Here is a 25,628-nt window from a genome sequence, read left to right on the forward strand (position 1 = left end):
GTGAGATCCGCTTCCAGGCACGCGAGATCCGCCTTCGATCACGCGTGGGCGGCGAAGTCCGCCAGCCGACGGACGACCTCCGACGGCGCCGGCATGGCGGCGATCTCGTGGCGGGCCCTGGCCGCCACCTCGCGCACGCGGGCGTCGTCGAGGAGGGACTTGGCCCTCTCCTCGACGGCGTCCGCGGTCACCTCGTCCCCGGTCAGCGCCCGGCCGGCGTTGGCCGTCTCCAGCGTTTCGGCGTTGACGAACTGGTCCGCGCCCTGCGGCAGCACCAGCTGCGGCAGGCCCGCCGAAAGCGCGCCCAGCACGGTCCCGGTTCCGCCGTGGTGCACCACCAGGTCCGCTCGCGGAAGGACTTCGGACTGCGGCACGAAGCCGGTCACGTGGACGTTCGGCGGCAGGTCGTCGAATTCGCCGGGGTCACCAGGGCCGCGGGCGACCAGGACGTCCACCGGCAGCCGCGTGAGGCCGTCGATCGCGGCGCGCAGCACGCCAGTGGCGCCGAAGGCGACGGTGCCCAGCGTCAGGTAGACGAGCGGCCGGTCGCGTCCGTCGAGCCACGACGGCACCGCGCCGGGCTCGTTCCACGGCACCGGCCGGAGCCGGAAGACCGTCGGCAGCGCGGTGACCTCCGTGTCACGCACGAGGTCCGGCCACACGTCGATCGCGGCGTCGCCCAGCATCAGGTTCGCGGGCGGTTGCCCGTCCCATAGCGGGGCGAACCGGTCCGCGGCGGCGGCCATCAGTTCGGCGGGCATCGAGCGGCCGATCACGTGGGACACCACCGGGATCCCGGCCCGGCGGGCGGCGGTGAACGCGCCGACGTCGCTCATCTCGTAGACGACCAGATCGGGCCGGAGCTCGGGGAGCAGCTGCGTGAGATCGGCGATCGTGGCGCGCGGCAGGATCTCGGCGAACGTGGTGAGGATGGCCTCCAGCGGATCCCCGTCGGCCGCGGCACTGGCGTCCTGGATCGAGATCCCGACCTTGTGCGCGTCGAAGCCGAGCGAGCGGACCTTGTCCAGGAACGCCGCGCCGGTCCCGAAGACCACTTCGTGCCCGGCGTCGCGGGCGGCGATCGCCAACGGCATCAACGGGTACAGGTGGCCGTAGGCCGGGCGGCATGTGAAGAGGATGCGCACCTCCCCGAAAGTACTAGCTTTCCCACACCCGCGAGGGCAGTTCCTTCCGCACGATCGGGACGACGTCGGCGGCGAAGAGCTCCAGGACGTCCCGCGCTTCCCCGGACTCCAGCCCGTCGACCGACACCGCCTGCACCTCGTGCCCGAACGACGCGTGGTAGTCGCCGATCTTGTCGATCACCTGTTCCGGGCTCCCGACGAGGGCGGAACCGTTCGCGATCTTGTCCTCCAGCGTGGTGAACTCCGACTTGTTGTGCTGATACGCGGGTGTCTTCATCAGTGCCTCGAAGTACGGCCGGTACCCGTCCAGCGCCTCCTGCGAGGTCTTGGCGACGTACAGCCCGCCCGCGCCGGAACCGACGAGCGCGTCCGCCGGATCGTGGCCGTACTCGGCCCACCGCCGCCGGTAGTGGTCGATCAGATCGGCGTATTTCTTCTTGGGGTGGAATCCGTTCGCGGTGAACAGCGGATCGCCGAACTTCGCCGCCAGCTCGGTCGATTCGGTACTCGACGCGCTCCCGTGCCAGATCCGCGGCCGCGCGTGGAACGGCCGCGGTTGCGTCGTGACGTCGGTCAACGGCGCGCGGAACTCGCCCTCCCACGTCACGCCCTCCTCCAGGAACAGGCGGCGCAGCAGGGCGAACTTCTCCGCCTGGTACTCCCACTGCCGGTCCTCTTCGAGGCCGAACAGCGGGAAGTGCCGCGGATCGTTGCCCTTCCCGATCATGAGTTCCAGCCGCCCGCCGGAAAGCTGGTCGAGCGTCGCGTAGTCCTCGGCGACGCGGACCGGGTCGAGCACGCTGATCACCGTCAAGGTGGTCAGCAGCCGGACGCGCCGGGTCCGTTCGGCCACCGCGGCCAGGATCACCGGCGGTGCCGAGGAAAGGAACGGTTCGCCGTGCCGCTCGCCGACGCCGTACGCGTCGAAGCCCAGTTCCTCGGCGAAGATCGCCTCGTCGACAACGCGTCGCAGGCGCTCGTGCTGGGTGGGTGTCGCACCGCTCGCCGGGTCGGGATGGTTGGCGACCAGGGAGAAGAGCCCGAATTTCACCGTGTCTCCAAGGGTTTCCGGCCCGGGATGGCGGCGAGGAGCTCCCGGGTGTAGTCCGCGCTCGGCCGTTCGAGGACGTCCCTCGCCGGGCCGAGTTCGACGAGTTCGCCGCCGCGCAGCACGCCGACGGTGTCCGCGATCTGCCGGACCACGGCGAGGTCGTGCGAGATGAACAGATACGTCAGGCCGAGTTCGTCCTGGAGATCGGCGAGCAGCCGCAGGATCTGCGCCTGCACCGAGACGTCCAGCGCGGACACGGGTTCGTCGGCGACGATCAGCTCCGGGCGCAACGCGAGTGCCCGCGCGATGGCCGCGCGTTGGCGTTGCCCGCCGGACAATTCGGCGGGTTTGCGCTTCAGCACCGAAGACGGCAGGGCGACCTGATCGACCAGCTCCGCCGCCCGCGCCCGGCGTTCCGCCTTCGTGCCGACGCCGAACGCCCGCAGCGGTTCGGAGATGACGTCCTCGATGCTGAACTTCGGATTCAGCGACGCGTACGGGTTCTGGTACACCAGCTGGAAGCGGCGCCGCAGCCGTCGTAGTTCCTCGCCGCGCAACGACGTGATGTCCTTACCGTCGAACTCGACGACGCCGTCGGTCGGCGCCTCCAGCCGCAGGATCATCCGCGCGGTGGTCGACTTGCCCGAACCGGACTCGCCGACCAGCGCGAGCGTCCGGCCGCGGGCGATGTCGAACGAGACGCCGTCGACGGCACGGACGGTCCCGAACGTCTTGCCGAGGCCACGGACCGACACCAGGACGTCGGTCGACGGCGGTTTCGGCTCCCGCAGCGGGGTGTCGGACAGGCTCGGCGCGGCGGCGAGCAGGTCTTGCGTGTACTTCTGGGTGGGCGCCGCGAGGATTTCGCCGGTCGTGCCTTCCTCGACGACGCTTCCCTGGGACAGCACCACGATCCGGGATGCCCGATCGGACGCGACGCCGAGGTCGTGGGTGATCAGCAGGACGGCGGTGCCCGCTTCGGCGGCGAGTTCTTCGAGGTGGTCGAGGATCTGCCGCTGCACGGTGACGTCGAGCGCGCTGGTCGGTTCGTCGGCGATGATGAGTTTCGGCCGCCCGGCGAGCGCGGCGGCGATCAGCGCGCGCTGCCGGAGCCCGCCGGACAGCTCGTGCGGATACTGCCGCGCCCGCGCTTCCGGGTCGGCGATGCCGGCCTTGCGCAGCAGTTTCACTGCCTCGGCGCCGGCGCCGCGTTTGTCGGCGAGACCGTGGATCAGCAGTACCTCCGCGACCTGATCGCCGATCCGGTGCACGGGATTGAGCGACACCGTCGGATCCTGCGGGACCAGGGCGATCTCACGGCCGCGTACCGAACGCCAGGCACGGTCGGAGAGTTTCGTGAGGTCACGGCCGTCGAAGGTGATCTCGCCGCGGTCGATCCGCCCGCCGCGCGGCAGCAGCCCGATGGCCGCGTGCGCCGTCGTGCTCTTGCCGGAGCCGGACTCGCCGACCACCGCGACGATCTGTCCCTTGTGGACAGAGAGCGAGACGCCGTCCACGGCGGGCACGGATTTGTAGGAAACCGCGAGATCGCGGATGGTCAGCAGCGCGCTCACCGCACGTCTCCTTCGATCGCTCTGGACAGCCGGTTCGCGGACAGCACCACGGCCGCGACGGTGAGCCCGGGCAAGGTCGTCATCCACCAGGCGGTGGCGAGGAAGCCACGGCCCGCCGCCACCAGCGATCCCCATTCCGGGGTCGGCGGGGTGGCGCCGTAGCCGAGGAAGCTCAGCGCGCTCACCTCCAGCACCGCCGTGCCGAAGGTGAGGGTCGCGAGCGCGAGCACCGGGCCGAGCGCGTTGGGCAGCACATGCCGTCCGAGCACCCCGGTCCAGCGCACGCCTCCCGCCCTGGCCGCCTCGACGAACACGCCATTGCGGACACGCAGCACTTCGGCGCGCATCAGCCGGGCGAACTGCGCGAGATTCGCGACCCCGACCGCGATCGCGACATTGGTCGTCCCGAAGCCGAGCGCCGTGACCAGCGCCAGCGACAGCAGAATCGACGGGATCGCCAGCAGGACGTCGACACAGCGCATGATCGCCGAGTCGAGGGCGCCGCCGCGGAACCCGGCGAGCAGGCCGAGCGCGGAACCGGCGACGAGCGCGACGACGACGGCGATCACGGTCGCCTGCAACGAAAGCGCGGCGCCGTGGACGACACGGGCGAAGATGTCGCGTCCGGTTTCGTCGGTGCCGAAGAGGTGGCCGAGCGACGGCCCCTGCATCTTCTCGGCGGGGACGCCGGCGAGCGGGTCCTGTCCGGTGAAGAGGCCGGGGGCGACCGCCGCCAGCAGCGCGAAGGCCAGGACGGCGATCGCGAGGATCAAACCCGGTTTGCGCCGGGTGCGCACGAGGACGTCAGGCATCGGTCGTCTCCCGGTGTCGGATCCGCGGGTCGAGTACGGGGTAGACCAGGTCGACCAGCAGGTTGATGACGACGAACACCAGCGCGGCGAGCACGATCACCGCCTGCACCACCGGGATGTCCTGCGCGGTGACCGCCGACGACGTCACGCGGCCGAGGCCGTCGCGGGAGAACACCGTCTCGGTGATCACCGAACCCGCGATCAGGTTTCCCGCCACCACCCCGGCGATGGTCAGCGTGGGCACCGCGGCGTTGCGCAGAAGGTGTCCGAAGTGGACTCTCGACCGGCTCGCTCCCTTCGCCAGCGCGATCTCGGCGTACGGCTCGGCGAGCTGCGTGCGGAGGCTCTTCGCCAGCACCTGCCCGATGATCGCGCCGGTCGGGATGGCGAGCGTGATCGCGGGCAGGATCAGCGACTCGAAGCCGTTCGAACCCAGCGCGGGCAACAACCTGAGCTGGAAGGAGAAGAACTGGACGAGCAGCAGCCCGACCCAGAACGGCGGAAGTGAGATCCCCAGCGGTGGCAACGCGAGCAGGAGGTTGCCCAGCCAGCGATGCCGCGTGAGGGTGCCGGCGAAGGCGATCCCGCCGCCGAACAGGATCGCGAGCACCAGCGCGAAGCCGGTCACCGCGAGCGTCGGCGGCAGGGCGGACACGACCATGTTCGTGGCGTCGTCCCCGGTGGCGATCGAGCGGCCGAAGTCGCCCTGCAACGCCGCGAGCAGCCGCTTTCCGTACTGCAGCGGCAACGGATCGTCGAGCCCGTACTCCGCCTTCGCCGCGGCCAGTTGTTCCGGCGTCACCGAAAGGCCGGCCTCGCCGCCGCCGAGCTTCGCGCTGACCGCGTCGCCCGGCAGGAGGTAGAGGATCACGAACGACACGGTGAACGCGGCCCACAGCACGAAGACCGCCTGCAGGATCCGCCGCAGCAGATACCGGGTCACGACCCGGACACCCAGGCATCGAACAGCTGAAGCCGCGACGACGCCTCGAAACCGACGCCGTGCGCGTTCGGCCCGTGCGCCAGCACCTGGGTCAGCTCGAACACCGGCGCCGAGTAGCCGTGCTCGATGATCGCGCGCTGCGCCTCCTCGGCGGCGGGCTTCCGTTTCGCCGGGTCCACAGTGGACGACTGGGCATCGAGCGGCGCGTCGACCGGATTGCCCGCGGGCAGCTTGCTGCGGTTGTTCGCCTTGGTGGAGAACAGATTGCGCAGGATGTCCGGATCCGCGCGGGTGGTGTTGTACCAGAGATACTCGTAGTTCCCGCTCTGCGTGATCTGCACGCTCTCGGCCGTCGTGCGCTGTTCGATCTGGAGGTCGAAGCCGATCTTGCGCAGCTGCTGCTGGACGAGTTCGAGCACGCTCTTGTTCTGGTTGAACACCAGGGAGAAGACGACCTTCGCGGTCAGCCGCTGGCCGTTCTTCGTGCGGATCCCGTCGGGACCGGGCAGCCAGCCCGCGCTTTCCAGCAGCGCCGTGGCGCCGGCCGGATCGTAGGCGAGCAGTGGCGACAGGTCGGTGTAGAACGGCGTCGCCGAGCCGAGAATGCTGGTCGCGGGCTTGTAGTTCGGGGTCAGCACGGTGTTCGTGACCTCGGGCCGGTTGATGCCCTTGACCACCGCCTGGCGGACCTTCTCATCGGTGAGCACGCCCTTGGTGACGTTGGCGTGCAGATTGAAGACGACGCCGGGATTCGGGCGCGTGGGCTCGGTGAAACCGTTGCCGGTGAACTGCGGTTCGTCGACCGGCTGGACGTCGGTGATGGCGTCGAGCTGCGCGGACGCGAGACTTCCGGTGCGCACACCGGGTTCCGGCACGATCTTGTAGGCGATCTTGTCGAGGTACGCCTCACCCTGGTGCTTGAAGAGCGACGAGCCCCAGCTGTAGCCCTTGCGTTTGGCGAGGACGATCTCCTGATTCTGCTTCAGGCTCTCGAAAACGAACGGCCCGGAGCCGATCAGGCCGTCGCCCTGGCAACGCTGATCGGCCGTCTTCTTGTAGGCGGCGGGTGCGAGGACGCCGAGCGACATCGTCGAGCTGGCCTGCAGGAACTGGGCGCTGGGAACGGAGAACTCGATCTTGACCGTCTTCGGATCGACGACCGTCGTTCCCTTGTACACGGCCAGATAGCCCGAGCCGAGCTGCGATTTCGGGCCGAGCGCCTTGATCGCGTCGAAGCTCGTCTTGACCGACGCGGCGTCGACGGGGCTGCCGTCGGAGAAGGTCGCGCCGTCGCGCAGGTGGAAGGTGAACGCGGTCGAATCCGCGTTGCTCTCCCATTTTTCGGCCAGCCACGGCTTGATCTCGCCGGTGGCCGGATCCTGGTCGGTCAGCGAATCCACCAGCTGGCGGCCGACGTTGAGCGAAGCGTTGGTGCCGACCTGTTGCGGGTCGACGCAGTCCGGGCTCGACGAGATCCCGAGTCGCAGCGTGCCACCGGGTTTCGGTGGCCCGGCGTCCGCGCCCGTCGCGCCACCCGCGGAGGAGCAGGCAGTGGCGACAAGTGCGGTGAGGGCGAGCAAGGACGTGGCGGCGGTACGGGACACCGGGTGGCCTCCAGCGTGGGGAAACGGGGGACGCTTTTTCTTGCGCCTACCCGAATCACGCTAATCACGCCCTTGAGGCCCGCCCATATGCTGAGCCCGGCTCCCAGTCCGCGAAACGTCCCACCTTTTCGCTTGACAGTCCCGAAAGTCCGTGAGGGCCTCCTTCCCTACCCTGAAGGTAGTGAAGGAGGCCCTCACGGATCGGCCAGGTTTCAGCAGCGGTTGAGCATGTCCGTCAGCGCGGTCTTCTCCGCGGACTTGATGCTCAGCTTGTACTTGTACTTCACCGTGGTCCACATCTTCGCGTAGGTGCACCAGTAGCCGACGGTCGGCGGCTTCCAGGCGTCCGGCGACTTGTCGCCCTTCTCCTGGTTGACGTTGTCGGTGACGGCGATCAGCTGCGGCGCGCTGAGGTCATTAGCGAACGCCTGCCGCTGCGCGGTGGTCCACGAAGACGCCCCGGTGCGCCACGCGGCGGCCAGCGGCACGACGTGGTCGATGTCCACATCGGACGCCGCGCGCCAGGTGGCCCCGTCGTACGGGCTGAACCAGCTGCCGGAGACGGCGGCGCAACTGCTGTCCTGCTGAACGTTCGTGCCGTCCCGCTTCAGCACGACCTCACGGGTGTTGCAGCTGTTGCCCTGGTCGGACCAGTGCGGGAACTTGTCGCGGCTGTACCCGGTCGACGAACCGTCCGGTTTGACGGTCAGCGCGGCGAGCTGCGTCTTGGCGGTGTCCGCCGACGGGATGCCCGGGGGTGTCGCTTCGGCGACACCCACCACGCCCGCGGAGACGATCGCCGAGACGGCGAGAACGGTGAAGGAGCGACGAACAGCAAGCACAGTTGGCATATTGCTGCCTCCGTGTCAGGTTTGGGGACCTGGTCACCATGCGGCACGGATATGACCCACGCAACACCATCGGATGACACTCTGCTGGCTATTCGTGAACGGAGGGTGTCACGTGCAGGTAGGACGGGGTGTACGCAGCCGAAAAATCTTCGGAAAGTCCAGCTGAAGGTTCTGAGCCGAACGGCCTAGTCGGTGTCCGTCGGAGCCCGTCTCCGCAAATCCGAGGCCTCCGGCCGCAAAGAGACGCGCGCGCGTGCCCTCGCCTGACCAGCGGACTTCAGTTCGGCGACACCCTCTAGTCCAGCCCGCGGACCAGCCTGAGGTCCTCGGTGTGCCGGTACCAGGTCCAGCGGCTCATGGCGCGCGGATGGGCGACGCCGTCGCTGCTCGGCCGGGTCGGGATGCAGCCGAGCTGGAACGCCCGCGCGTACTGCGTCGAAGGCCGCTTGAACAGCGTCCCTTTGGTCACCCGGACCATCAGCCCGGGGCCGCTCGTGTCCGGCTCGACCTCGATCGAGCGCGCGGGCCCTCGCAGGACGGTGTGCTCGTCGCAGTAGGCCACCCCGCGGATCATCCCGATCACCCCGCGCCCGACCAGCACACCGCCGGTGTCGTCGCGGATCAGCGGCACCGGGTCGACCTCGCCGCGCAACGCGAGCGAGAGGGCGCGCAGCGGCTCCGTCGGCAGGCTCCAGATACGGGCGACGTCGGAGTCCGGCGAGGACGGCACGAAGCCGAGCGACACGCCCGAGAGCTGTTCTTTTCGTAACAGCCGCAGCGCCACCGCCGCGAGGTCGGCGTCGGTGCCCGCGACCACCAGATGATCGTGTTCCCCCAGCAAGGGGTCGATATCCGCCTTGCCGGGGCGGCTCGGGACGTGCACCATTTCGACGTCGTCGATCTCCGGGAGTGTGGGCTCGCCCTCCGGACAGACCACCACTATTCCGCGCACCCGAAGGCCCTCCGTTACGCTCATGCACCGGCATTTACCAGCGCCAAACCACAAGTCGCCGAACACCTGGAGTGTCACATGCCGGCCATCGTGCTGATCGGGGCCCAATGGGGGGACGAGGGCAAGGGCAAGGCCACCGACCTGCTCGGCGACCGCGTCCAGTGGATCGTGCGTTACCAAGGCGGTAACAACGCGGGCCACACCGTAGTCCTTCCCGACGGGCAGAACTTCGCCCTTCACCTCATCCCGTCCGGGATCCTCACGCCGGGCGTCACCAACGTCATCGGCAACGGCGTCGTCATCGACCCGGGCGTGCTGCTCGACGAGCTCGCCGGGCTGGAAGAACGCGACGTCGACACCAGCAAACTGCTGATCTCCGCCGACGCGCATTTGATCATGCCGTACCACGTGGCGATCGATAAGGTCACCGAGCGTTACCTCGGCAGCCGCAAGATCGGCACCACCGGCCGCGGCATCGGCCCCTGCTACCAGGACAAGATCGCCCGCGTCGGCGTCCGCGTGCAGGACCTGCTCGACGAGAAGATCTTCCGGCAGAAGGTCGAATCGGCACTGGAGTTCAAGAACCAGGTGCTGGTCAAGGTCTACAACCGCAAGGCACTGGACGCGAACCAGGTCGCCGACGAGGTGCTGGCCGCCGGCGAGAAGTTCGCGCACCGCATCGCCGACACGCGCCTGCAGCTCAACCAGGCCCTCGAACGCGGCGAGACCGTGCTGCTCGAAGGCTCGCAGGGCACCCTGCTCGACGTCGACCACGGCACGTACCCGTTCGTCACGTCGTCGAACCCGACCTCCGGCGGCGCGAGCGCGGGTTCGGGCATCGGCCCCGGCAAGATCGACACCGTGCTGGGCATCCTCAAGGCCTACACCACGCGTGTCGGCTCCGGCCCGTTCCCGACCGAGCTGGACGACGAGTCCGGCGAGTACCTGCGCAAGCAGGGCGGCGAATTCGGCGTCACCACCGGACGCTCGCGGCGCACCGGCTGGTTCGACGCGGTCATCGCGCGCTACGCGGTGCGGGTCAACGGCATCACCGACTACTTCCTCACCAAGCTGGACGTGCTGTCCGGGCTGGAGAAGGTGCCGGTGTGCGTCGGCTACGAGGTCGACGGCTTCCGCACCTACGACATGCCGATGACGCAGACCGACGTGCACCACGCGCTGCCGATCTACGAAGAGCTGCCGGGCTGGTTCGAGGACATCTCGGGCTGCCGGACCTTCGAGGAGCTGCCGGCGAACGCGCGGGCCTACGTCGAGCGGCTCGAAGAGCTTTCGGGCGCACGGATCTCGGCGATCGGCGTCGGTCCGGGCCGGGAGCAGACCATCGTGCGGCACGAGTTCGTCTGACCTCGTGAGTGGCTAGGACGGTTCTAACCGTCCTAGCCACTCACGACTCAGGTGAGCGAGGTCTTCACCGGCGTCGGGTTCCGGAACAGGTCCAGCACCGGGCAGTGCTCGTCCACCTGCCGCTTCAGGTCCTCGTAGACCTCCGCTCCGGCGGGCCCGCTCAGCTCCACCGAAACGCGCACGTCCCCGAAGCCCGGCCGGGTCTCCGAGAACCCGAAGAACCCGTGAAGGTCGATGTCGCCGTCGACGGTCACCTGCACGCCTTCGAGCGGCACACCGAGCTTCGCCGCCCAGAACTGGTACGTGATCACCTGGCACGAGCCCAGCGCGGCGAGCGCGTATTCGACCGGGTTCGCCGCGGTGTCGGTGCCGCCGAGCGCGGCGGGCTCGTCGACGGCGAACGAGTGGTCGCGCACCCGCACGTCCACCCGGGTCGCGGTCCCGGGGTTCAGCGCGTTGGCGACGCTGAACGAGACGGCGGCGTTGCGCGGGTCGGCGTCGACGGCGGTCTTGGTTCCTTCGATGACATCGGTCAGCGACATCGGGTCTCTCCAGGATCGAGGTGTCGGACGCCGCCCAGGGTGGGCCAACACCGGGATCCGCGCGCATGATCCCAACTGGTGAACGGCGAAATATCCGTTCGGCGGCGCGGTTGATGGTGAACATGACCATCGGAGTGGCACTCCCGTCCGGGGACACCGCGAACGCCGTCAACATCGTCGACGAACTCCTCACACAGACCCGGCAGGCCGCCGACGCGGGCCTGACATCCGTCTGGTTCTCCCAGCAGATGGAGCACGACGCGATCACCGTCGCCGCCCTCGCGGGCCGCGCCGTCCCGGGGATCACCGTCGGGACCGGCGTGGTCCCGATCTATCCGCGGCATCCCTTCTTGATCACCGGTCTCGCGCAGACGGCGCAGGCCGCCACCGGGGGCAGGTTCGTCCTCGGTCTCGGGACCGGCGCGAAGAACTGGCTCGAACCCGCGTACGGCATCGAGTACCCGTCGCCGATCAAGCACCTTCGCGAGTACCTCACGGTCCTTCGGCAGGTGCTCGACGGTGGCGAAGTCGATTTCCACGGCGAGACGGTCCGAGCTCAGGCGAAGGGCTTCGCGGCTTCGCTGTCTGTCGCGGGGTCTTCGGACATCCCGGTGATCGTCGCGGCGATGGGACGTCAGGCGCTGCGCGTCACCGGCGAGCTCGCCGACGGCACGATCCCGTTCCTCGCCGGGCCGAAGGCGCTTTCGGAGCTGATCGTCCCGGAGATCACCAAGGCCGCCGCCGGCCGTCCGGCGCCGCGGATCATCGCCATGGTCCCGGTCGTCGTCACCGAGGATCCCGGCGCCGTCCGCGCCACCATCGACCGGCAGTACGCGTTCTTCCGCGACATCCCCTCCTATCGCGCGGTGTTCGACGCCCAGGGCGTGGATTCCGCCGGTGAGCTGGTGATCGCGGGAGACGAGGAGGCCGTCGCGGCGGAGATCCGGCGGTACTTCGACGCCGGGGCGACCGAGGTCGTCGCGACACAGAGCGGCATCCGGAGCACGGAAGAGCGGCTCCGCACTTGGCGTGTCCTCGGAGACCTCGTGAAGCGCTGACCCAGGCGTCATGAAAGGGGCGTTCAGGACATTTATCGTCCTGAACGCCCCTTTCATGTCATTCAGCGGCCCAGTGGCCTTGCTCACAACGTTCGTATTGTGCATACTCGTGCGCATAGCGAACACAGCTGGAGGTCCCCATGTCCCCTGCCGCGGCCCGTTCGTGGGTGGTCCCACTCGCCTGGACGGCGGTACTGCTCGACGGATTCGACCTGGTCGTCCTGGGCACGGTGCTGCCCGCGCTGCTCCGTGACCACGTCTGGGGCCTGACGCCCGGCACGGCGTCGGTGATCTCGACGTTCGGCCTCATCGGCATGATGATCGGCGCGATGGCGATCGGCACGATCACCGACCTCATCGGCCGTCGCAAGGCGCTGATCATCGCGGTCGCGGCCTTCTCGGCGTTCACCGCGCTCTGCGCGATCTCGCCGTCGGCGTTCGTCTTCGGCCTGCTGCGCTTCCTCGCCGGGCTCGGCCTCGGCGGCTGCCTGCCGACGGCGATCGCGCTGGTCACCGAGTACGCCCGCAAGGGGAAGGGCGGCAGCGCGACCACCACGGTGATGACCGGCTATCACGTCGGCGCGGTGCTCACGGCCCTGCTCGGCATTTGGCTGATCCAGCCGCTCGGCTGGCGTGCGATGTTCGTCGCCGGTGCGCTGCCCGCGCTCGTGCTGGTGCCGCTGATGATCAAGTACCTGCCGGAATCCGAGTCCTTCGAGCGGGCGCGGGAGACGCAGGAGAAGTCGGCGACGCAAGTGGTCGGCGGGCTGTTCCGCGGCGGGCTCCTGCGCGCCACCGTCGCGTTCTGGGTGACGTCGTTCATGGGGCTGCTGCTGGTCTACGGGCTCAACACATGGCTGCCGGAGATCATGCGCCAGGCCGGGTATCCGCTGGGCGCGGCGCTCGGGCTGCTGCTCACGTTGAACCTCGGCGGCGTCGTCGGTCTGCTCGTCGCGGGCCGGGTGGCGGACAAGGTCGGTGTCCGGCCGGCGGTGATCTTCTGGTTCCTCGGGGCGGCGGTGTTCCTGGCCCTGCTGAGCGTGAAGCTGCCTGCGGTCGGCCTGTACGTGGCTGTGTTCCTCACCGGCGGTTTCGTGTTCAGCGCGCAGGTGCTCGTGTACGCCTACATCGGCAAGACGTACCCGGATGCCATGCGCGCCACGGGAATCGGCTGGGCGGCGGGAGTGGGCCGGGTCGGCGCGATCAGCGGCCCGATCCTCGGCGGCGCGCTGCTGACCGCCGGGATTGCCTACCCGTGGGGTTTCTACGCCTTCGCCGGAGTCGGGGCGTTGGGAGCGGCCGCGGTGACCGGAGTCCGCGCCGGCCGCTCCCGGGACAACATCGCCGCTACCCCAGTTCCTTGAGTTCCTTTTCCACCGCGGCGAGTTCTTCCTCGGACCCCTGCACCTTCGGGCCCGTGAACCACTTGCGTGCCGAGGCGAACCACCACACCGCCGCACCACCGAGTACGACGAGGAAGGCGATGGGCGTGTAGTTGAAACTGTCGATGGTGACCGGTGATCCCTGCGGAAGCATGAACAGCACGAAGATGAAGCACACCCAGACGGTCGCGATGGTCCCGACGAGCTTGCCCCAGCGGCCGAGGTTCCACGGTCCTGGTTCGAAATCGTCGCCCTTGCGCACCCGCAGGAACACCGGGATCACGTAGGCCACGTAAAGGCCGACGACGGCGATCGAGGTCACCGCCGCGTAGGCGGTCGCGCTCCACAAGTACGGCAGGGCGAGCAGGAGCGCGCCGCCCGCGGCCAGCCACACCGCGTTGGTCGGCGTCTGGGTGCGCTTGTTGATGCGGTGCCAGAACTTCGATCCCGGGATCGCGCCGTCGCGGGCGAAGGCGTAGATCATCCGCGAGTTCGCGGTCACCGAAGCCATCCCGCAGAACAGCTGGGCACCGATGCAGATGAGCAGGAGGAACTTGCCGGTCGTCGCGCCGGTCGCGTCGATGAAGATCTGTGCGGGCGGCACCCCGGTCTCGGAGCCCACGGCGCCGTCGTAGTCCTGGATGGCGAAGGTGAGACCGATCAGCAGGACCCACCCGGCGACCAAGGAGACGAGGATCGAGTTGATGATGCCGCGCGGTCCGGCCTTCGCCGCGTTCTTGGTCTCCTCGGTCATATGCGCCGAGGCGTCGTAGCCGGTGAGTGTGTACTGCGCGACGAGGAGCCCCAGTAAGAAGACGTAGACCGGTGAAGCCCAGCCGGTCTTGTTCACGAACTCGCCGAAGACGAAGGACGCGTCCTGGTGCTTCTCCGGAACGATGATCAGCACCCCGACGATGACCAGCACACCCACCAGATGCCACCACACGCTGATGCTGTTCAGCAGCGCCACGATCTTGACGCCGAAGGTGTTCAGCAGGCCGTGGATCACCAGGATGATCGCCAGCAGCAGGATCGTGTTGCCCGGCGTCGCCTCGAAGCCGAACTGGAGATCGAGGAAGGCGTTGAGGAACAGTGCCGCGCCGAAGTCGATCCCCGCGGTGACGGCGATCTGCCCGATGAGGTTGAACCAGCCGGTGAACCACGACCACGCCGCGCCGTTGCGCGGGGCGAGCTTCGCGGCCCAGTAATAGAGGCCGCCCGCGGTCGGGTAGCTGGAGCAGACCTCGGCCATGCCCAGCCCGACCAGGATGACGAACAGGCCGACCAGCGGCCAGCCCCAGATCATCGCGGCGGGCCCGCCGGTCTTCATGCCGAACCCGTAGAGGGTCAGGCAGCCGGAGAGGATCGAGATGATCGTGAACGAGACGGCGAAGTTGGAGAACGTCGACATCGTGCGCCGGAGTTCCTGCGCGTAGCCGAGTTGGTGGAGCCGGGCACTGTCTTCGTCGGCGGGTTCTGCGGCCTGCTTGTCAGAGACATCCATCGGGCACCCACTTAAAAGGTATGCGGACAGACCATTGAGATCCGCCGAAATTAGGCCCGCCGACCTGCGCATGTCAAGGTCCCGTCAAGACCTCGCCCCCTCCGGACGCAAGGAACGGGCCGTTCCTTGGCGCTCGCCCGGCGCGGCGCGAGTGTCACCGTGGGTGAGGGGTGTGTGGAAATAGGGACGTTGAACGTCTCTATTTCCACACACCTGTCACGTCTCAGGCGATCTGGCCGCGGTGACCGGACCTGTCACGCGGGCACCGTGTGGGTTTCTGGTCGCCCAACGCCCCGAAATCCACACGGTCGGCGCCCTGCGGGCCGGCGTCCCGTAGGCCCGCATCGCCACACTGGACCAGCCGAACCGACGCTCTGGAAATAGATGAAGGCCCCCTTCATCGCGTCAGGCGCAATGAAGGGGCCTTCACATACTTGAGAGGCGTCAGCGCCCCTCGAACGCCTTCACGGCCTCCAGCGCGGTGTCCGGGTGGTCGGCGAAGTACCCGTCGACACCCGCCTTGAGGAACGCCTCCTGCTCGGCGAACGCGTTGCCGTACTCGGCGGGGTTCGCCGACGAACGCAGGTTCTGCGGCAGGAAGTTGTTCTCGTTGCGGAACGTGTACGGCCCGACCTTCAGCCCGGCCTTGTGCGCGTCGGCGACGAGCTTGGTCGGCTGTCCCAGCGCCCCGTTCACCACCGGGATGACCTGCGCCTTCTCCGGGCCCAGGTAGTCCGCGTACTTCGAGATCTCCTTCAGGCCCGCCGGCGTCACGAGGTCGGCGTACGTCCGCGGGTCACCCTTCGCGACGAAGTCGGCCGGAGCGCCGCTCGCCGAGGTCAGCTGCAGCAGCGGCACCCGCACCTGACGCGAGAGCTCGATCAGGTTCGACACCTCGAACGACTGGATGATCACCGGCGCCTTCGGGTGGTTGAGCCCGTTGCGCTTGATCAGCTCGACCAGCTTCGGCTCGGTCGGGTTCTTGATCGACGAGAAGTAGGTCGAGTGCTTGATCTCCGGGTACGTCCCCAGCTCGCGGCGCAGTTCGCGGCCCAGGCGGCGCGTCAGGTCGAGCACCTCCTGGTAGGTGGCGATCTGGTAGCGGCCGTCGTAGATCTTGTTGTTCGGCCGGAGCTGCGGGATCCGCTCGGTCGCGCGCAGGGTCTTCAGCTCGGCGAGCGTGAAGTCCTCGGTGAACCAGCCGGTGAACGACGTGCCGTCGATGACCTTCGTCGTCTTCCGGTTCGCGAACTCGGGGTGCTTCGCGACGTCGGTGGTTCCGCCGATCTCGTTCTCGTGCCGGGCGACGAGCTGGCCGTCCTTGGTGGGCACCAGGTCGACGTCGACCCAGTCGACGCCCTGACGGTAGGCGAGCTCATACGAGGCGAGCGTGTGCTCCGGGCGGTAGCCGGGGGCGCCGCGATGTCCGACGATCACCGGCCCATCGTGGCCCTTGGCCGACGCCGACACATCTCGGGCACCCGGCTCGGCGGCGCCGGCCAACCCGGTGACGCTGAGTACGGCGAGTCCGGACAGGGCGAGCACGCCCAGGCGCTTTCGCATGGTGGATGACCTCTTTCGCTTGAACTCGGGGTACCGCGCAACCCTTGACGCAGGAGGAGTCCGGCCGGCGAAGACGGACCGGCGGAGGCCTGACCGCCGGGTGAACGCCGGATGGAACCCACCGCTCCAGGACGGCGACGTGTTCGGGGCTCACCGGCCCGGTTACCCTGTGCGTCGTGCGCGTACTGGTAATCGGGTCCGGCGCCCGTGAGCATGCACTCGTCCTCGCGGTCGCGGAAGACCCTTCCGTCACCGCACTGGCCTGTGCCCCGGGCAACGCCGGCACCTCTTCGGTGGCCGAGCAGCTCGGCGTCGACGCGGCCGACCCCGAATCGGTCTCCGCCCTCGCCAAGCAGTGGCAGGCGGACCTGGTGGTGGTCGGTCCCGAGGTCCCGCTGGTGGCGGGGGTCGCCGACGCGGTCCGGAAGGCGGGCATCGCCTGCTTCGGCCCGTCCGCGTCCGCGGCCAGGATCGAGGGCTCGAAGGCCTTCGCGAAGGACGTCATGGCGGCCGCGAAGGTGCCGACGGCGCACTGCGAGGTCGTCGACAACCCGGCCCGCCTCGATGCCGCGCTCGGCCGTTTCGGCCCCACCTGGGTGGTCAAGGACGACGGCCTCGCCGCGGGCAAGGGCGTCGTGGTCACCACGGACGTCGACGTCGCGCGCAAACACGCCCTGATGCTGCTCGACGGCGGGCACCCGGTGCTGCTGGAGTCCTTCCTCGACGGTCCCGAGGCCTCTCTCTTCTGCTTCGTCGACGGCCGCACGGTCGTCCCGCTTCTGCCCGCGCAGGACTTCAAGCGCGTCGGCGACGGCGACGCGGGCCCGAACACCGGCGGCATGGGGGCGTACGCGCCGTTGCCGTGGGCACCGAAGAACCTGGTCGACGACGTCGTCGCCCGCATCGTCCAGCCCGTGGTCGACGAACTCGACAACCGCGGCGCCACCTTCTCCGGCCTGCTCTACGCCGGTCTCGCGCTGACCTCCGAAGGTCCGCAGGTCATCGAGTTCAACTGCCGTTTCGGCGACCCGGAGACCCAGGTCGTCCTGGCGCTCCTGCGCAGCCCGCTCGGCAAGGTCCTGCACGCGACGGCGACCGGCAAGCTCGCCGAGCTGCCGCCGCTGGACTGGGATTCCGGCGCGGCGGTCACCGTCGTGCTCGCCGCGGACGGCTACCCCGGCAAGCCGAGGACCGGTGACGTCATCACCGGCGGCGAGCTCGAAGGCGTGCTTCACGCGGGCACCCGCCGCCGTGACGACGGCGCCGTGGTCTCCTCCGGCGGCCGCGTGCTGTCGGTCGTCGGCACCGGCAAGAACCTGAAGGCCGCCCGCAAGGACGCCTACGCGACGGTCGAGAAGGTCCACCTGGCCGGCTCCCACCACCGCACCGACATCGCCCTGCTCGCCGCCAAGGGAGAGATCGCCACCCCCGTCTCGTGAATTCCGGACGGAACCATCCCGGTCCTTGGCGCGTCTAACCCGGTATTTCCTGTAAAGCTTAGGCAGCCGATACATCCGCGTTGGTAGCCTCAGGCAGGACGAACGGTCACCGTGCGCAGTGTCCAAGGGGTGGGGAATGGCAGCATCGGGCAAGGTCCAGGACCTCACGTCGGCGGTCCCGACACCACCGTCGGTGGCCGACATCAGAGTCGATCCGTCGAAGCTGCTCGAAGTGGCGAAGATCGTCGAAGAGCAGGTCGACGCGTTGCAGGACAAGCTCATGACGCGGCTCGACCAGCTGCGGATCGACGCTCCGGCCAACGACACCGTGAGCGTGCACGCGACCGACGTCTGGAACGAGCTCGTGGCCGACGGCGATCAGTCGTACGCCGCGCAGGTCCGGGCGTACGTGGCCGGTCTGCGCGGGCTGGTCAGCCAGCTCCGCACCGCGGCCAAGGAGTACAAGACCAGTGATGCGGACAAGGCCGCCGCGCTCGGGGACCGTGGTGTTCACCGGGCGTAGGCCCCGTGTGCTGGTGTCCGGCGGAGTGCTCACCCTCGCGCTGGCCGGATGCGCCACGGACACGAACGGGCAGGCGTTCCCCGACAAGCCCGCGCTGGCTTCGGCCACGCAGGGCGCCAAGGCGTCCGCGCTGCCCGCCAGGCCCGCCGAGCTGAGCCTCCAGGGTGTCGATCCGTGTGCCCTGCTCGCCGATCCACAGCTCGACCGGCTGAAGATCAACAGCAAACCGCGTGCGGCCGCGGAACCGATCGACGGCCCGACCTGTGTCTTCGACGCGGATGCCGAGCAGCCCTTCCACGGCTATTACGTCCGCACGATCACCGCGGACGTCGAAGAATGGTTCACCGGCAAGCGCCGCAAGAACAGCATGACGACGGAACCGACGGAGGTCGGCGGGTTCCCCGCCATCAGGAACCACCGTGACAGCGGGACGCCGGGCGATTGCGAAACACTCGTCGGCGTCGCTCGCGGACAGACGCTGGCGGTGCGGGCCGTCACCGTCACCGCCGGCGCGTTCACCATGCCGCAACTGTGCGAGAAATCCGCACTGGCGGCAGATTTGGCTTTGCAGACCTTGAAAGCACGCAACTAGGGAGGGCGGCGTGAACGTTTCCGACCTCGCGGGCAGGCTCCGCGATCTTCGGTTCGACGGCTACACCGACACCGGGATCGCGACCGAGATCGAGCAGTTCCGCAGCGGCGACGGCACCGGCAGCATCGGCATCGCCGTCGAAGCGCTGAAGTCCGTCGCGGGCGCGCTCGCCGACACCGACAAGACGCTGCGCGACGAGCTGGGCAAGCTCGGCGTGGAATGGCAGAGCGAAGCGGGCGGTGCCGCCGGTCAGGTGTTCACCGAGCAGGCGGGCTTCTCCCAGGACGCGAACTCGAAGGTCTCGCATTCCGCGGAGATGATCTTCGCCCAGGGCGAGGCCTTCAACCGGACCCTGCACAAGCTCCCGGACCCGGAAGTGGTCCGGAAGGGCGCCGGCGGCCTGACCGTCGGCGACGTCCTGCTGAGCCTCATCGGGTTCGAGACCGACCACGCCAAGACCGTCAGCGCCGCGAACAACGCGCGGGCGCAGGCGCAGGAGGCGTTGAACGACTACGCCAAGACGAGCGGTGAGAACCTGCTGTCGACCGACACCCTGGCCGACCCGCAGGCGATGAACCTGACCCAGACCACGACGACCGCCGGAGCGGGCGGCGGGTCCGGCCCGCTCGATCTCGCGGGCACGGCCACGGACCTGACCCCGGACGGCAGCGTCCGGCCCGCGTCGGCCGCCGTCGAGTCGAAGTACGTGCCGCCGGTCGCGCAGCCGGTCAGCAACCCAAAGGCGCCGTCCTACGACGCCCCGACTCCGGCCTACGGCGTCGCCATGGGCGGCGGAACGGCCAGGAAGACCGCCTCGGCGGCGCCCGCCGCGGGCGCGACCGCTCCCGCGGCGGCCGCCCCGACCACGCCGTCCGGCACGTCGAGGCCTGCCCCCGCGCCGGGCTCTGGCTGGGTCACGCCGAACCGGCCGTCCCCGCAGCCCGACCAGAGCAGGCCCTCGTACCCGGTCACCGGCTCGCCCACTTCGCCGCCGTTCGTCCCGCCGGGCGCGCCGACCACGCCGAACATCCCGCCGGGCCAGTCCACCGGCAGCCTGCCGCCGAGCAGCACCACGTCGGCGCAGCCGGTCGGCAAGTCCTTCGGCACCGGACCGGGTATCGACGGCGCTCTCGGCAAAGGCCCCGGCTCCAGCTCCGGTCCCGGTGTCTTCGGCAACGTCGGCGGTGGCACCGGCGGCGGCGACCAGGCGCTCGGCAAGGGCCGCTCGGTCGGCTCCGGACCGCAGGCGCCGATGGCCCCCGGCAACGAGTCCGGCCGCGGTTTCCCCGCCGTCCCGAAGATCACCGGCCCGGCCGCGGGCGATCTGGGCGCCGGTGCCGCCGCGCTCGGCGCCGGTGTCGCCGGTGGCGCGCTGAGCGGCGACAAGGAACGCGACCGCCGTCCCCGTCAGGAAGGCGGCGTGAAGCCGACCCGTCAGCTGCCGATCGGCGAGCTTCCCGAAGAGGAGGCCATGCGGCGCTCGGAGAAGATCGGCGCGAAGCAGCCGAAGCCCGAGTCGAAGTTCATGGAGCGCGCGGCCACCCAGGACGTCGAAGAGGACGCGGAACACATCAGGCGCTACGGCGTCGACGACAAGGACCTGTTCACCGACGAGCGTCTGGTGTCGCCCGACGTGATCGGTGACCACGGCAACCGGGAAGCGCGCTGAACCTGTGCCGAACGACAACGGCAGCCTGGTGCTGTCCGCACTCGAGTTCGAAATGCTCTGGGAAGCCGAAAGGCTGCCCAGCCGCCATGTCGCGCTCGACGTGCCGAGCCCCGGAACGACCCATACGGAGCGGGCGGCACTGATCGAAGAGGCCTGGGAATCCCTGCGCGCGCGAGGGCTCGCGCGGGGACACCAGGCGTCGGGCGAGCTGGTCGACATGCTGAACCTGTTCGCGCATCCGCGGCTCGCGATCGACGTCTGGGTGTGGACCGACCGCGAGATCAAGGGCCAGGCGGTCAGCGTCGGCAACCAGGCGTTGCTCGGCGTGATCGACTCCGGCCAGGTCTGGCTGATCCCCGCCCGCGAGAGCTCGCTGGCCGAGGCCGCCGTCTCGGTCGCCGGTGACCTCGGCCCCGGCGTCGGCCAGTCGATCAGCATCCCCCACGACGTCCTCGTCCAAGCCGATGCCGCGGCCCGCGGCGAAGCGAAGGCGCTGGTCACGGCTCTGGAAGACCTGGACGTGCCGCTCTGGCAGGCGCAGGAGGTGGCGGGCATGCTGCTCGGCCAGGAGGCGCGCGGCCAGTTCGGCGCCGAACGCGCGGGCCGCGACGGCCGCCCCCGGCGCGCGGACGGCGTGGTCGCCTTCTACGACACGGACGCGGGCCGGTATCTGTTCCAGGTCGCGCGCAACCGCGACGGGCGGGATTGGGCGACCATCACCCCGGCGGACAATCAACTGCTGGCGACGCGGATCCGGGAAGTCGCCGATTTCTGATTCGCCCGATTATCGGCGGGTGGAACTTGGCGTGGATACGCACACGGCCCGCTGTCGAGGTCTTACAGTATGCGCGGGAACCGTCCTGATCGTCGGCACGTCTGATCGGACGGACACAAGTTTTTCCGTGAAGGGGATGACGAACCGTGCCTGTGTACGACCCGGATTCCATGGGGATCGCCGCCGGTCAGGTGGAGAAACTCAAGGACGAGTTCGAAAAGACCAAAAAGGGCGTCACCGGGATGGATGACGAGAAGGAAAGCCCCTTCGGCGGAGTCGACGAACACGGCGACGCGCACGGCGCCGTCGGCAAGTTCAAACAAGGCGTCCACAACGAATTCGATTCGGCCGGTCAGCTGATGGAGGCCACGGCCTTCGTGCTGCGAAAGGCGGCGGGCTTGATCAAGGAGACCGAAGCGGTCCACGTGGACAACCTGAAGGTGCACGGGGACCTGTGACGACTCGCCAGGCCTGGGGGCCGAAGACCAAGGGGGCTTGAGCAGTGGCTTTGAACGGTGTCGGCGCCGGCACGCCGGACGGCTGGGACGGGCTGGTCCAGAAGGCCGAGCAGATCAGCAAGGTCAACCTCGCCGCCATTCAGAACGCCTCGAAGCAGTTCAAGACGGCCGCCGACAACGCGGGTGACCACAGCGCGGCGTTGTCCACGTCGACCGAAGCGCTGAACGGCGGCGTCTGGGCCGGACCCGCCGCGGAGGCCTTCTTCGAGTACGTCAAGTCGATCACCAAGGCCGGGAAGAACGTCGAAGAGCAGCTGGGCAAGGTCGTCGACGACCTCGATCGCGTCCACACCGATCTCGGCAACATCAAGGCCCAGGTGAAGGGCGTCTACGAAGACGCCGAAGCGGCGGTCAACACCAGGAACGCGCAGGCGGAGAAGGACAAGAACGCGGCGATCACGGCCGCCGCGCAGGCCGAGAAGGACCACAAGCCGGCGCCGAGTCCTTCGGCCGACGAGATCATCCAGAAGGCCAAGACCGACATCAACGGCATCGCCAAGGACGCCGACGGCCGGGTCAAGGGCCTGCTCGACCAGGCCAACCAGATGATCCAGAAGTCCCAAGAGCTGATGAAGAAGGACATCCAGGGCGGCTACTCCACCGTCCCGATGCCCGGCAAGGACGGCTCCGTCCCCAAACGCACCGGTGGACTTCACGCCGGCGGTGGCGGCGGTGGTGGAGGCGGCGGCGGTGGCGGTGGGGCGGCGGCCTCGGGCCGAGCGGCGGCCCGCCGTCGACGACGCCGCCGGGCAACGTCCAGCAGTGGATCCAGGAGGCCATCAAGATCCTGCAGGCCAACGGGATCCCGGTGACCGAGGCGGATATCCAGAAGATCTGGACGATCATCGAGAAGGAGTCCGGCGGTAACCCCAACGCCATCAACAACTGGGACTCCAACGCGGCGAAGGGCACGCCGTCCAAGGGGTTGATGCAGTGCATCGACCCGACCTTCAACGCGCACAAGCTTCCCGGGCACGACGACATCTACAACCCGGTCGACAACATCATCGCGGGCGTGCGGTACACGTTCTCGAGGTACGGCGGTTTCGAGGGGCACCCGGGGCTGAAGTCCATGGCCGGTGGCGGCGGGTACCAGGGTTACTAGCGGCCTCGTGAGTGGCAGGGACGGTTAGAACCGTCCCTGCCACTCACGAGCCCTGGCCCGGCCCCGGCCGCCACGCGTGACCCAATGGCCGCCACGCGTGATCCGCCGGACGCCACGCGTGATCCGATGGACGACACGTGTGACTGGATGGACGCCACGCTCGCGGCCGTATCGCGTCGCGCGCCGTCCGGCCAATCACACGTGCCGTCCCGCCAATCACGCGTGTCGTCCATTCCGTCACGGGTGTCGTCCGGCCAATCACGCGAGTCCCTCGTCGACAGGCCTTCGGCGCCTGACGCTCCCGAGCGGTCAGTAATCCTTGAGCACCAAGGCGTTCGCTGCTTCCGTGAGCGGTCGCATGGCCGCCTTCATCAGCCGATCCCGGAACGGAAGATAAGGCAGCACCCGCATCGACTGGATCTGCTTCCACTGCCGGAACCGCGTCTGGTTCTTCTGGTTCATCGACGCCAGCGCTTGGTTCTTGAGCACGAACGGCCGCATTTCCCTTTCGTACGAAGCGAAAGCGGCGCGGTGGTCAGCGGACGCGGCCAGCGAACCGGCGAGCACGTAGGCCCCGACGAGCGCCAAACTGGTGCCCTGCCCCGAAAGTGGCGAAGGACCGTAACCCGCATCGCCGACCAAAGCGACCCGCCCCTCGGTGAACCGGTCCATTCGGATCTGGGTCATGGAGTCGAAGTACAGCTCGCTCGACGCCATTTCGCGCAGCAGCCTCGGCACTTCCCAGCCCTGCCCCGCGAATCGGTCGGCGATCAGTTTTCGTTGCTGCTCAAGGTCGTGCCGGTCGAAGTCGAGTTCCGGCGACTGGAAGCCGAGCATCGCCCGCGCCTCCGTGTTCTTTCGCGCGCTGTACAGCCCGGCCAGTGTCCCCGGCATCATGTGGAAGGTCTGCCAGCGGTCGAGATCGAGGAAGTTCGGCACGGTGAACACCGTGAGATAGGTGTCCAGGTAATGCGAAAACTCTTTCTCCGCCCCGAAAACCAGCGATCGCACCGCCGAATGCTGCCCGTCCGCGCCGACGACGAGGTCGAAGTCGCGAGCCTCTCCTCGGGCGAAGGCGACCCGGACGCCGTCGGTGCGCTGCGAGATCCCGGTGATCCAGTTCCCGTAGACGTACTCGACACCCTTCTGCGCGGCCGAAGCCAAGGTGTCGGTGAGGTCGTCCCGCAGGATCTCGACGTCCTCGCTGTCGGTGAGCCCGCCGGTCAGCGTGTGGTCGGTGACCTTCACGAGGGTCTTGCCCTCGCCGTTCACGAACGACATCCCGCGCATGTCCGTCCGTAGCTCCCGGAGCCGATCGAGCACCCCCATCCGGTCGACGACGCCGAGCGCCGTACCGCGGATGTCGACCGCGTGCCCGCCGACCCGGGGCGCGGGGCCCGTTCGACGACCGTCGGCGCGAAACCGTGCCGCCGCAGCCAGTACGCCAGCGTCGTCCCGGCGATACCCGCGCCCGAAATCAGGACCTTCCGCATTTCCGCTCCCTGTGTACGGTGGTTTGAAGCACTGCGTACAACGTATGGACGGTGCGGCTCAGCCCCAGGAAAAACGGCCAAAAACCTTCGGTGCACTAGTGCGATGCGACTAGTGCACCCGCTAATGTGGAGCAAAGTGCACTATGGCAGGGAGTCGACCATGACCGATCCGCCCTACCTGCGGATCGCCGCCGAGATCCGTCGCCGGATCACGTCCGGTGAGCTTCGCGAGGGCGACAAAATCCCGTCGACCCGCCGGATCATCGCCGAGTGGGGCGTCGCGATGGCGACCGCGACGAAGGTGCTCGCCACGCTCAAGCGGGACGGCCTGGTCGTCGCCAAACCCGGCGCGGGCACGGTCGTCGCGAGCCGCACCCGGAAGGCCGCGCCGAGAACCGAGGCGGAGCTGTCACGCGAGCGAGTGGTGAAGGCGGCGATCCGGATCGCCGACGCCGAGGGCATCCGCGCGCTCTCGATGCGCCGCGTCGCCTCCGGTCTCGGCGTCGCGACGATGGCGCTTTATCGCCATGTCACCGCGAAGGAGGAGCTGATCCTCGAGATGGCGGACATGGCCCTCGGCGAGATCCGCTTCCCGCCCGAACCGCCACCCGGCTGGCGGGCCCAGCTGGAGCTGTTGGCGAGGGCGCAATGGGCCTTGTTCCGGCGGCATCCCTGGCTCGCGCAGGCGCTCTCGATCACCCGCCCGCAGCCGCTGCCGAACCTGCTCGCCCACGCGGACTGGGCGACCCGCGCGCTCGACGGCCATGGCCTCCCGGCGTCGACGATCATGTACGCGCACATCACGATCTTCAACCACGTACGCGGCATCGCCCTCAGTTTCGAGGCGGAGGCCGACACCGAATCCGGAACGGCGGTCTCGGCCGACGCCTGGCTGGCGGAGAACGAGCCGATCCTCTGGGATCTGGTCTCCGGCGGCCGTTTCCCGAACTTCGCCGGCGTCGTCTCGCGCGCCCCGTTCGACTACGACCTCGACACGCTCTTCGAGTTCGGCCTGCAACGGCTCCTCGACGGCTACGCGGTTCTCCTCGCGAAGGCGGGTTAGGTGAGGGGCAAGGCAGACGTGTCGGCGCCCGATTGATCGTAATAAGCACGGTTTCGATGGTGGGATGAAGGCTCCCTTCGCCGAGTCTCAAGCGGTGAAGGGAGC

23 protein-coding genes and 1 pseudogene are annotated in these 25,628 nt (G+C 68.7%); 11 read left to right on the top strand and 13 right to left on the bottom strand.

Features of this window, described 5'->3' with window-relative positions:
* Window positions 1–38 precede the first annotated feature (38 nt).
* The 8 genes from MJQ72_RS43275 to MJQ72_RS43310 all read right to left on the bottom strand — a co-directional run bounded on the left by MJQ72_RS43275 (window position 39) and on the right by MJQ72_RS43310 (window position 8,956).
* On the bottom strand, window positions 39–1,145 hold the full coding sequence (locus MJQ72_RS43275) for a glycosyltransferase (protein WP_240596620.1): 1,107 nt from the start codon (window positions 1,143–1,145) through the stop codon (window positions 39–41).
* 13 nt (window positions 1,146–1,158) lie between these two features.
* Window positions 1,159–2,196 carry an LLM class flavin-dependent oxidoreductase gene (locus tag MJQ72_RS43280; RefSeq protein WP_240596622.1) on the bottom strand — a complete coding sequence of 346 codons (1,038 nt, stop codon included), beginning with the start codon at window positions 2,194–2,196 and terminating at the stop codon, window positions 1,159–1,161.
* A complete protein-coding gene (locus MJQ72_RS43285) occupies window positions 2,193–3,770 on the bottom strand; it encodes an ABC transporter ATP-binding protein (protein ID WP_240596624.1) in 1,578 nt (525 codons plus the stop codon). The genes MJQ72_RS43280 and MJQ72_RS43285 overlap by 4 nt, the downstream gene beginning before the upstream one ends.
* Window positions 3,767–4,582: an ABC transporter permease gene (locus MJQ72_RS43290; RefSeq protein WP_240596626.1), complete on the bottom strand. Its 816-nt coding sequence runs from the start codon at window positions 4,580–4,582 to the stop codon at window positions 3,767–3,769. Before MJQ72_RS43290 ends, MJQ72_RS43285 begins: the two co-directional genes overlap by 4 nt.
* Window positions 4,575–5,525 carry an ABC transporter permease gene (locus MJQ72_RS43295; RefSeq protein WP_240596628.1) on the bottom strand — a complete coding sequence of 317 codons (951 nt, stop codon included), beginning with the start codon at window positions 5,523–5,525 and terminating at the stop codon, window positions 4,575–4,577. Before MJQ72_RS43295 ends, MJQ72_RS43290 begins: the two co-directional genes overlap by 8 nt.
* On the bottom strand, window positions 5,522–7,129 hold the full coding sequence (locus tag MJQ72_RS43300; RefSeq protein ID WP_240596630.1) for an ABC transporter substrate-binding protein: 1,608 nt from the start codon (window positions 7,127–7,129) through the stop codon (window positions 5,522–5,524). The genes MJQ72_RS43295 and MJQ72_RS43300 overlap by 4 nt, the downstream gene beginning before the upstream one ends.
* Window positions 7,130–7,341: 212 nt before the next feature.
* Window positions 7,342–7,980 (bottom strand): DUF1524 domain-containing protein, encoded by a 639-nt coding sequence (locus tag MJQ72_RS43305; protein WP_240596632.1) that lies wholly within the window; start codon window positions 7,978–7,980, stop codon window positions 7,342–7,344.
* A 295-nt stretch (window positions 7,981–8,275) separates the two neighbouring features.
* Window positions 8,276–8,956, bottom strand: a complete 681-nt coding sequence (locus MJQ72_RS43310; protein ID WP_240596634.1) for a hypothetical protein — start codon at window positions 8,954–8,956, stop codon at window positions 8,276–8,278.
* A 54-nt stretch (window positions 8,957–9,010) separates the two neighbouring features.
* Between MJQ72_RS43310 and MJQ72_RS43315 the strand changes: the two genes are divergently transcribed.
* Entirely contained in the window at window positions 9,011–10,297 is a 1,287-nt protein-coding gene (locus MJQ72_RS43315; protein WP_016338079.1) for an adenylosuccinate synthase, read from the top strand.
* Window positions 10,298–10,344: 47 nt separating this feature from the next.
* On the opposite strand, the gene MJQ72_RS43320 is transcribed toward MJQ72_RS43315, so the two are convergent.
* Window positions 10,345–10,839, bottom strand: coding sequence for an OsmC family protein (locus MJQ72_RS43320; RefSeq protein WP_240596636.1), 495 nt, complete (start codon window positions 10,837–10,839; stop codon window positions 10,345–10,347).
* 122 nt (window positions 10,840–10,961) lie between these two features.
* Here MJQ72_RS43320 and MJQ72_RS43325 point away from each other — a divergent pair, with 122 nt between their 5' ends.
* Together MJQ72_RS43325 and MJQ72_RS43330 are read left to right on the top strand one after the other, a co-directional pair.
* Window positions 10,962–11,897 (top strand): LLM class F420-dependent oxidoreductase, encoded by a 936-nt coding sequence (locus tag MJQ72_RS43325; RefSeq protein ID WP_240596638.1) that lies wholly within the window; start codon window positions 10,962–10,964, stop codon window positions 11,895–11,897.
* Window positions 11,898–12,037: 140 nt separating this feature from the next.
* Window positions 12,038–13,261 carry an aromatic acid/H+ symport family MFS transporter gene (locus MJQ72_RS43330; protein ID WP_240596640.1) on the top strand — a complete coding sequence of 408 codons (1,224 nt, stop codon included), beginning with the start codon at window positions 12,038–12,040 and terminating at the stop codon, window positions 13,259–13,261.
* On the opposite strand, the gene MJQ72_RS43335 is transcribed toward MJQ72_RS43330, so the two are convergent.
* A complete protein-coding gene (locus tag MJQ72_RS43335) occupies window positions 13,245–14,783 on the bottom strand; it encodes an amino acid permease (RefSeq protein WP_240596642.1) in 1,539 nt (512 codons plus the stop codon). The genes MJQ72_RS43330 and MJQ72_RS43335 overlap by 17 nt on opposite strands.
* A gap of 444 nt (window positions 14,784–15,227) precedes the next feature.
* Complete coding sequence (locus tag MJQ72_RS43340; RefSeq protein ID WP_240596644.1) at window positions 15,228–16,346, bottom strand: glycerophosphodiester phosphodiesterase; 1,119 nt, start codon at window positions 16,344–16,346, stop codon at window positions 15,228–15,230.
* Window positions 16,347–16,522: 176 nt separating this feature from the next.
* On the opposite strand from MJQ72_RS43340, the gene purD reads away from it, so the two are divergent.
* From purD to MJQ72_RS43375, 7 genes and pseudogenes are all read left to right on the top strand, one after another.
* On the top strand, window positions 16,523–17,785 hold the full coding sequence (gene purD / locus MJQ72_RS43345; protein WP_240596646.1) for a phosphoribosylamine--glycine ligase: 1,263 nt from the start codon (window positions 16,523–16,525) through the stop codon (window positions 17,783–17,785).
* 136 nt (window positions 17,786–17,921) lie between these two features.
* A complete protein-coding gene (locus MJQ72_RS43350; protein WP_240596647.1) occupies window positions 17,922–18,308 on the top strand; it encodes a PE domain-containing protein in 387 nt (128 codons plus the stop codon).
* Entirely contained in the window at window positions 18,259–18,900 is a 642-nt protein-coding gene (locus MJQ72_RS43355; RefSeq protein WP_240596649.1) for a DUF3558 domain-containing protein, read from the top strand. The genes MJQ72_RS43350 and MJQ72_RS43355 overlap by 50 nt, the downstream gene beginning before the upstream one ends.
* Window positions 18,901–18,910: 10 nt before the next feature.
* On the top strand, window positions 18,911–20,569 hold the full coding sequence (locus tag MJQ72_RS43360) for a hypothetical protein (protein ID WP_240596651.1): 1,659 nt from the start codon (window positions 18,911–18,913) through the stop codon (window positions 20,567–20,569).
* 4 nt (window positions 20,570–20,573) lie between these two features.
* Window positions 20,574–21,344, top strand: coding sequence for an ESX secretion-associated protein EspG (locus tag MJQ72_RS43365; protein WP_240596652.1), 771 nt, complete (start codon window positions 20,574–20,576; stop codon window positions 21,342–21,344).
* 146 nt (window positions 21,345–21,490) lie between these two features.
* Window positions 21,491–21,802: a hypothetical protein gene (locus tag MJQ72_RS43370; RefSeq protein ID WP_026467133.1), complete on the top strand. Its 312-nt coding sequence runs from the start codon at window positions 21,491–21,493 to the stop codon at window positions 21,800–21,802.
* 44 nt (window positions 21,803–21,846) lie between these two features.
* Window positions 21,847–22,967, top strand: a pseudogene (locus MJQ72_RS43375) (transglycosylase SLT domain-containing protein).
* A 309-nt stretch (window positions 22,968–23,276) separates the two neighbouring features.
* Here the strand turns inward: MJQ72_RS43375 and MJQ72_RS43380 are convergent.
* Window positions 23,277–24,296: an FAD-dependent monooxygenase gene (locus tag MJQ72_RS43380; protein ID WP_315860808.1), complete on the bottom strand. Its 1,020-nt coding sequence runs from the start codon at window positions 24,294–24,296 to the stop codon at window positions 23,277–23,279.
* On the bottom strand, window positions 24,236–24,460 hold the full coding sequence (locus MJQ72_RS44970) for an FAD-dependent oxidoreductase (RefSeq protein WP_315860809.1): 225 nt from the start codon (window positions 24,458–24,460) through the stop codon (window positions 24,236–24,238). Before MJQ72_RS44970 ends, MJQ72_RS43380 begins: the two co-directional genes overlap by 61 nt.
* A gap of 160 nt (window positions 24,461–24,620) precedes the next feature.
* Between MJQ72_RS44970 and MJQ72_RS43385 the strand changes: the two genes are divergently transcribed.
* A complete protein-coding gene (locus MJQ72_RS43385) occupies window positions 24,621–25,523 on the top strand; it encodes a TetR/AcrR family transcriptional regulator C-terminal domain-containing protein (RefSeq protein ID WP_240596654.1) in 903 nt (300 codons plus the stop codon).
* Window positions 25,524–25,628 lie beyond the last annotated feature (105 nt).

This window comes from Amycolatopsis sp. EV170708-02-1 (assembly GCF_022479115.1).
Classification (GTDB): domain Bacteria; phylum Actinomycetota; class Actinomycetes; order Mycobacteriales; family Pseudonocardiaceae; genus Amycolatopsis.

Bases quoted from the DNA above. Each gene is read 5' to 3' on its own strand.
- MJQ72_RS43290 (WP_240596626.1), bottom strand. From the start codon at position 4,582: ATGCCTGACGTCCTCGTGCGCACCCGGCGCAAACCGGGTTTGATCCTC.
- MJQ72_RS43305 (WP_240596632.1), bottom strand. From the start codon at position 7,980: ATGCCAACTGTGCTTGCTGTTCGTCGCTCCTTCACCGTTCTCGCCGTC.
- MJQ72_RS43310 (WP_240596634.1), bottom strand. From the start codon at position 8,956: ATGAGCGTAACGGAGGGCCTTCGGGTGCGCGGAATAGTGGTGGTCTGT.
- MJQ72_RS43315 (WP_016338079.1), top strand. From the start codon at position 9,011: ATGCCGGCCATCGTGCTGATCGGGGCCCAATGGGGGGACGAGGGCAAG.
- MJQ72_RS43320 (WP_240596636.1), bottom strand. From the start codon at position 10,839: ATGTCGCTGACCGATGTCATCGAAGGAACCAAGACCGCCGTCGACGCC.
- MJQ72_RS43325 (WP_240596638.1), top strand. From the start codon at position 10,962: ATGACCATCGGAGTGGCACTCCCGTCCGGGGACACCGCGAACGCCGTC.
- MJQ72_RS43330 (WP_240596640.1), top strand. From the start codon at position 12,038: ATGTCCCCTGCCGCGGCCCGTTCGTGGGTGGTCCCACTCGCCTGGACG.
- MJQ72_RS43335 (WP_240596642.1), bottom strand. From the start codon at position 14,783: ATGGATGTCTCTGACAAGCAGGCCGCAGAACCCGCCGACGAAGACAGT.
- MJQ72_RS43340 (WP_240596644.1), bottom strand. From the start codon at position 16,346: ATGCGAAAGCGCCTGGGCGTGCTCGCCCTGTCCGGACTCGCCGTACTC.
- MJQ72_RS43350 (WP_240596647.1), top strand. From the start codon at position 17,922: ATGGCAGCATCGGGCAAGGTCCAGGACCTCACGTCGGCGGTCCCGACA.
- MJQ72_RS43355 (WP_240596649.1), top strand. From the start codon at position 18,259: ATGCGGACAAGGCCGCCGCGCTCGGGGACCGTGGTGTTCACCGGGCGT.
- MJQ72_RS43380 (WP_315860808.1), bottom strand. From the start codon at position 24,296: ATGGGGGTGCTCGATCGGCTCCGGGAGCTACGGACGGACATGCGCGGG.
- MJQ72_RS44970 (WP_315860809.1), bottom strand. From the start codon at position 24,460: ATGCGGAAGGTCCTGATTTCGGGCGCGGGTATCGCCGGGACGACGCTG.
- MJQ72_RS43385 (WP_240596654.1), top strand. From the start codon at position 24,621: ATGACCGATCCGCCCTACCTGCGGATCGCCGCCGAGATCCGTCGCCGG.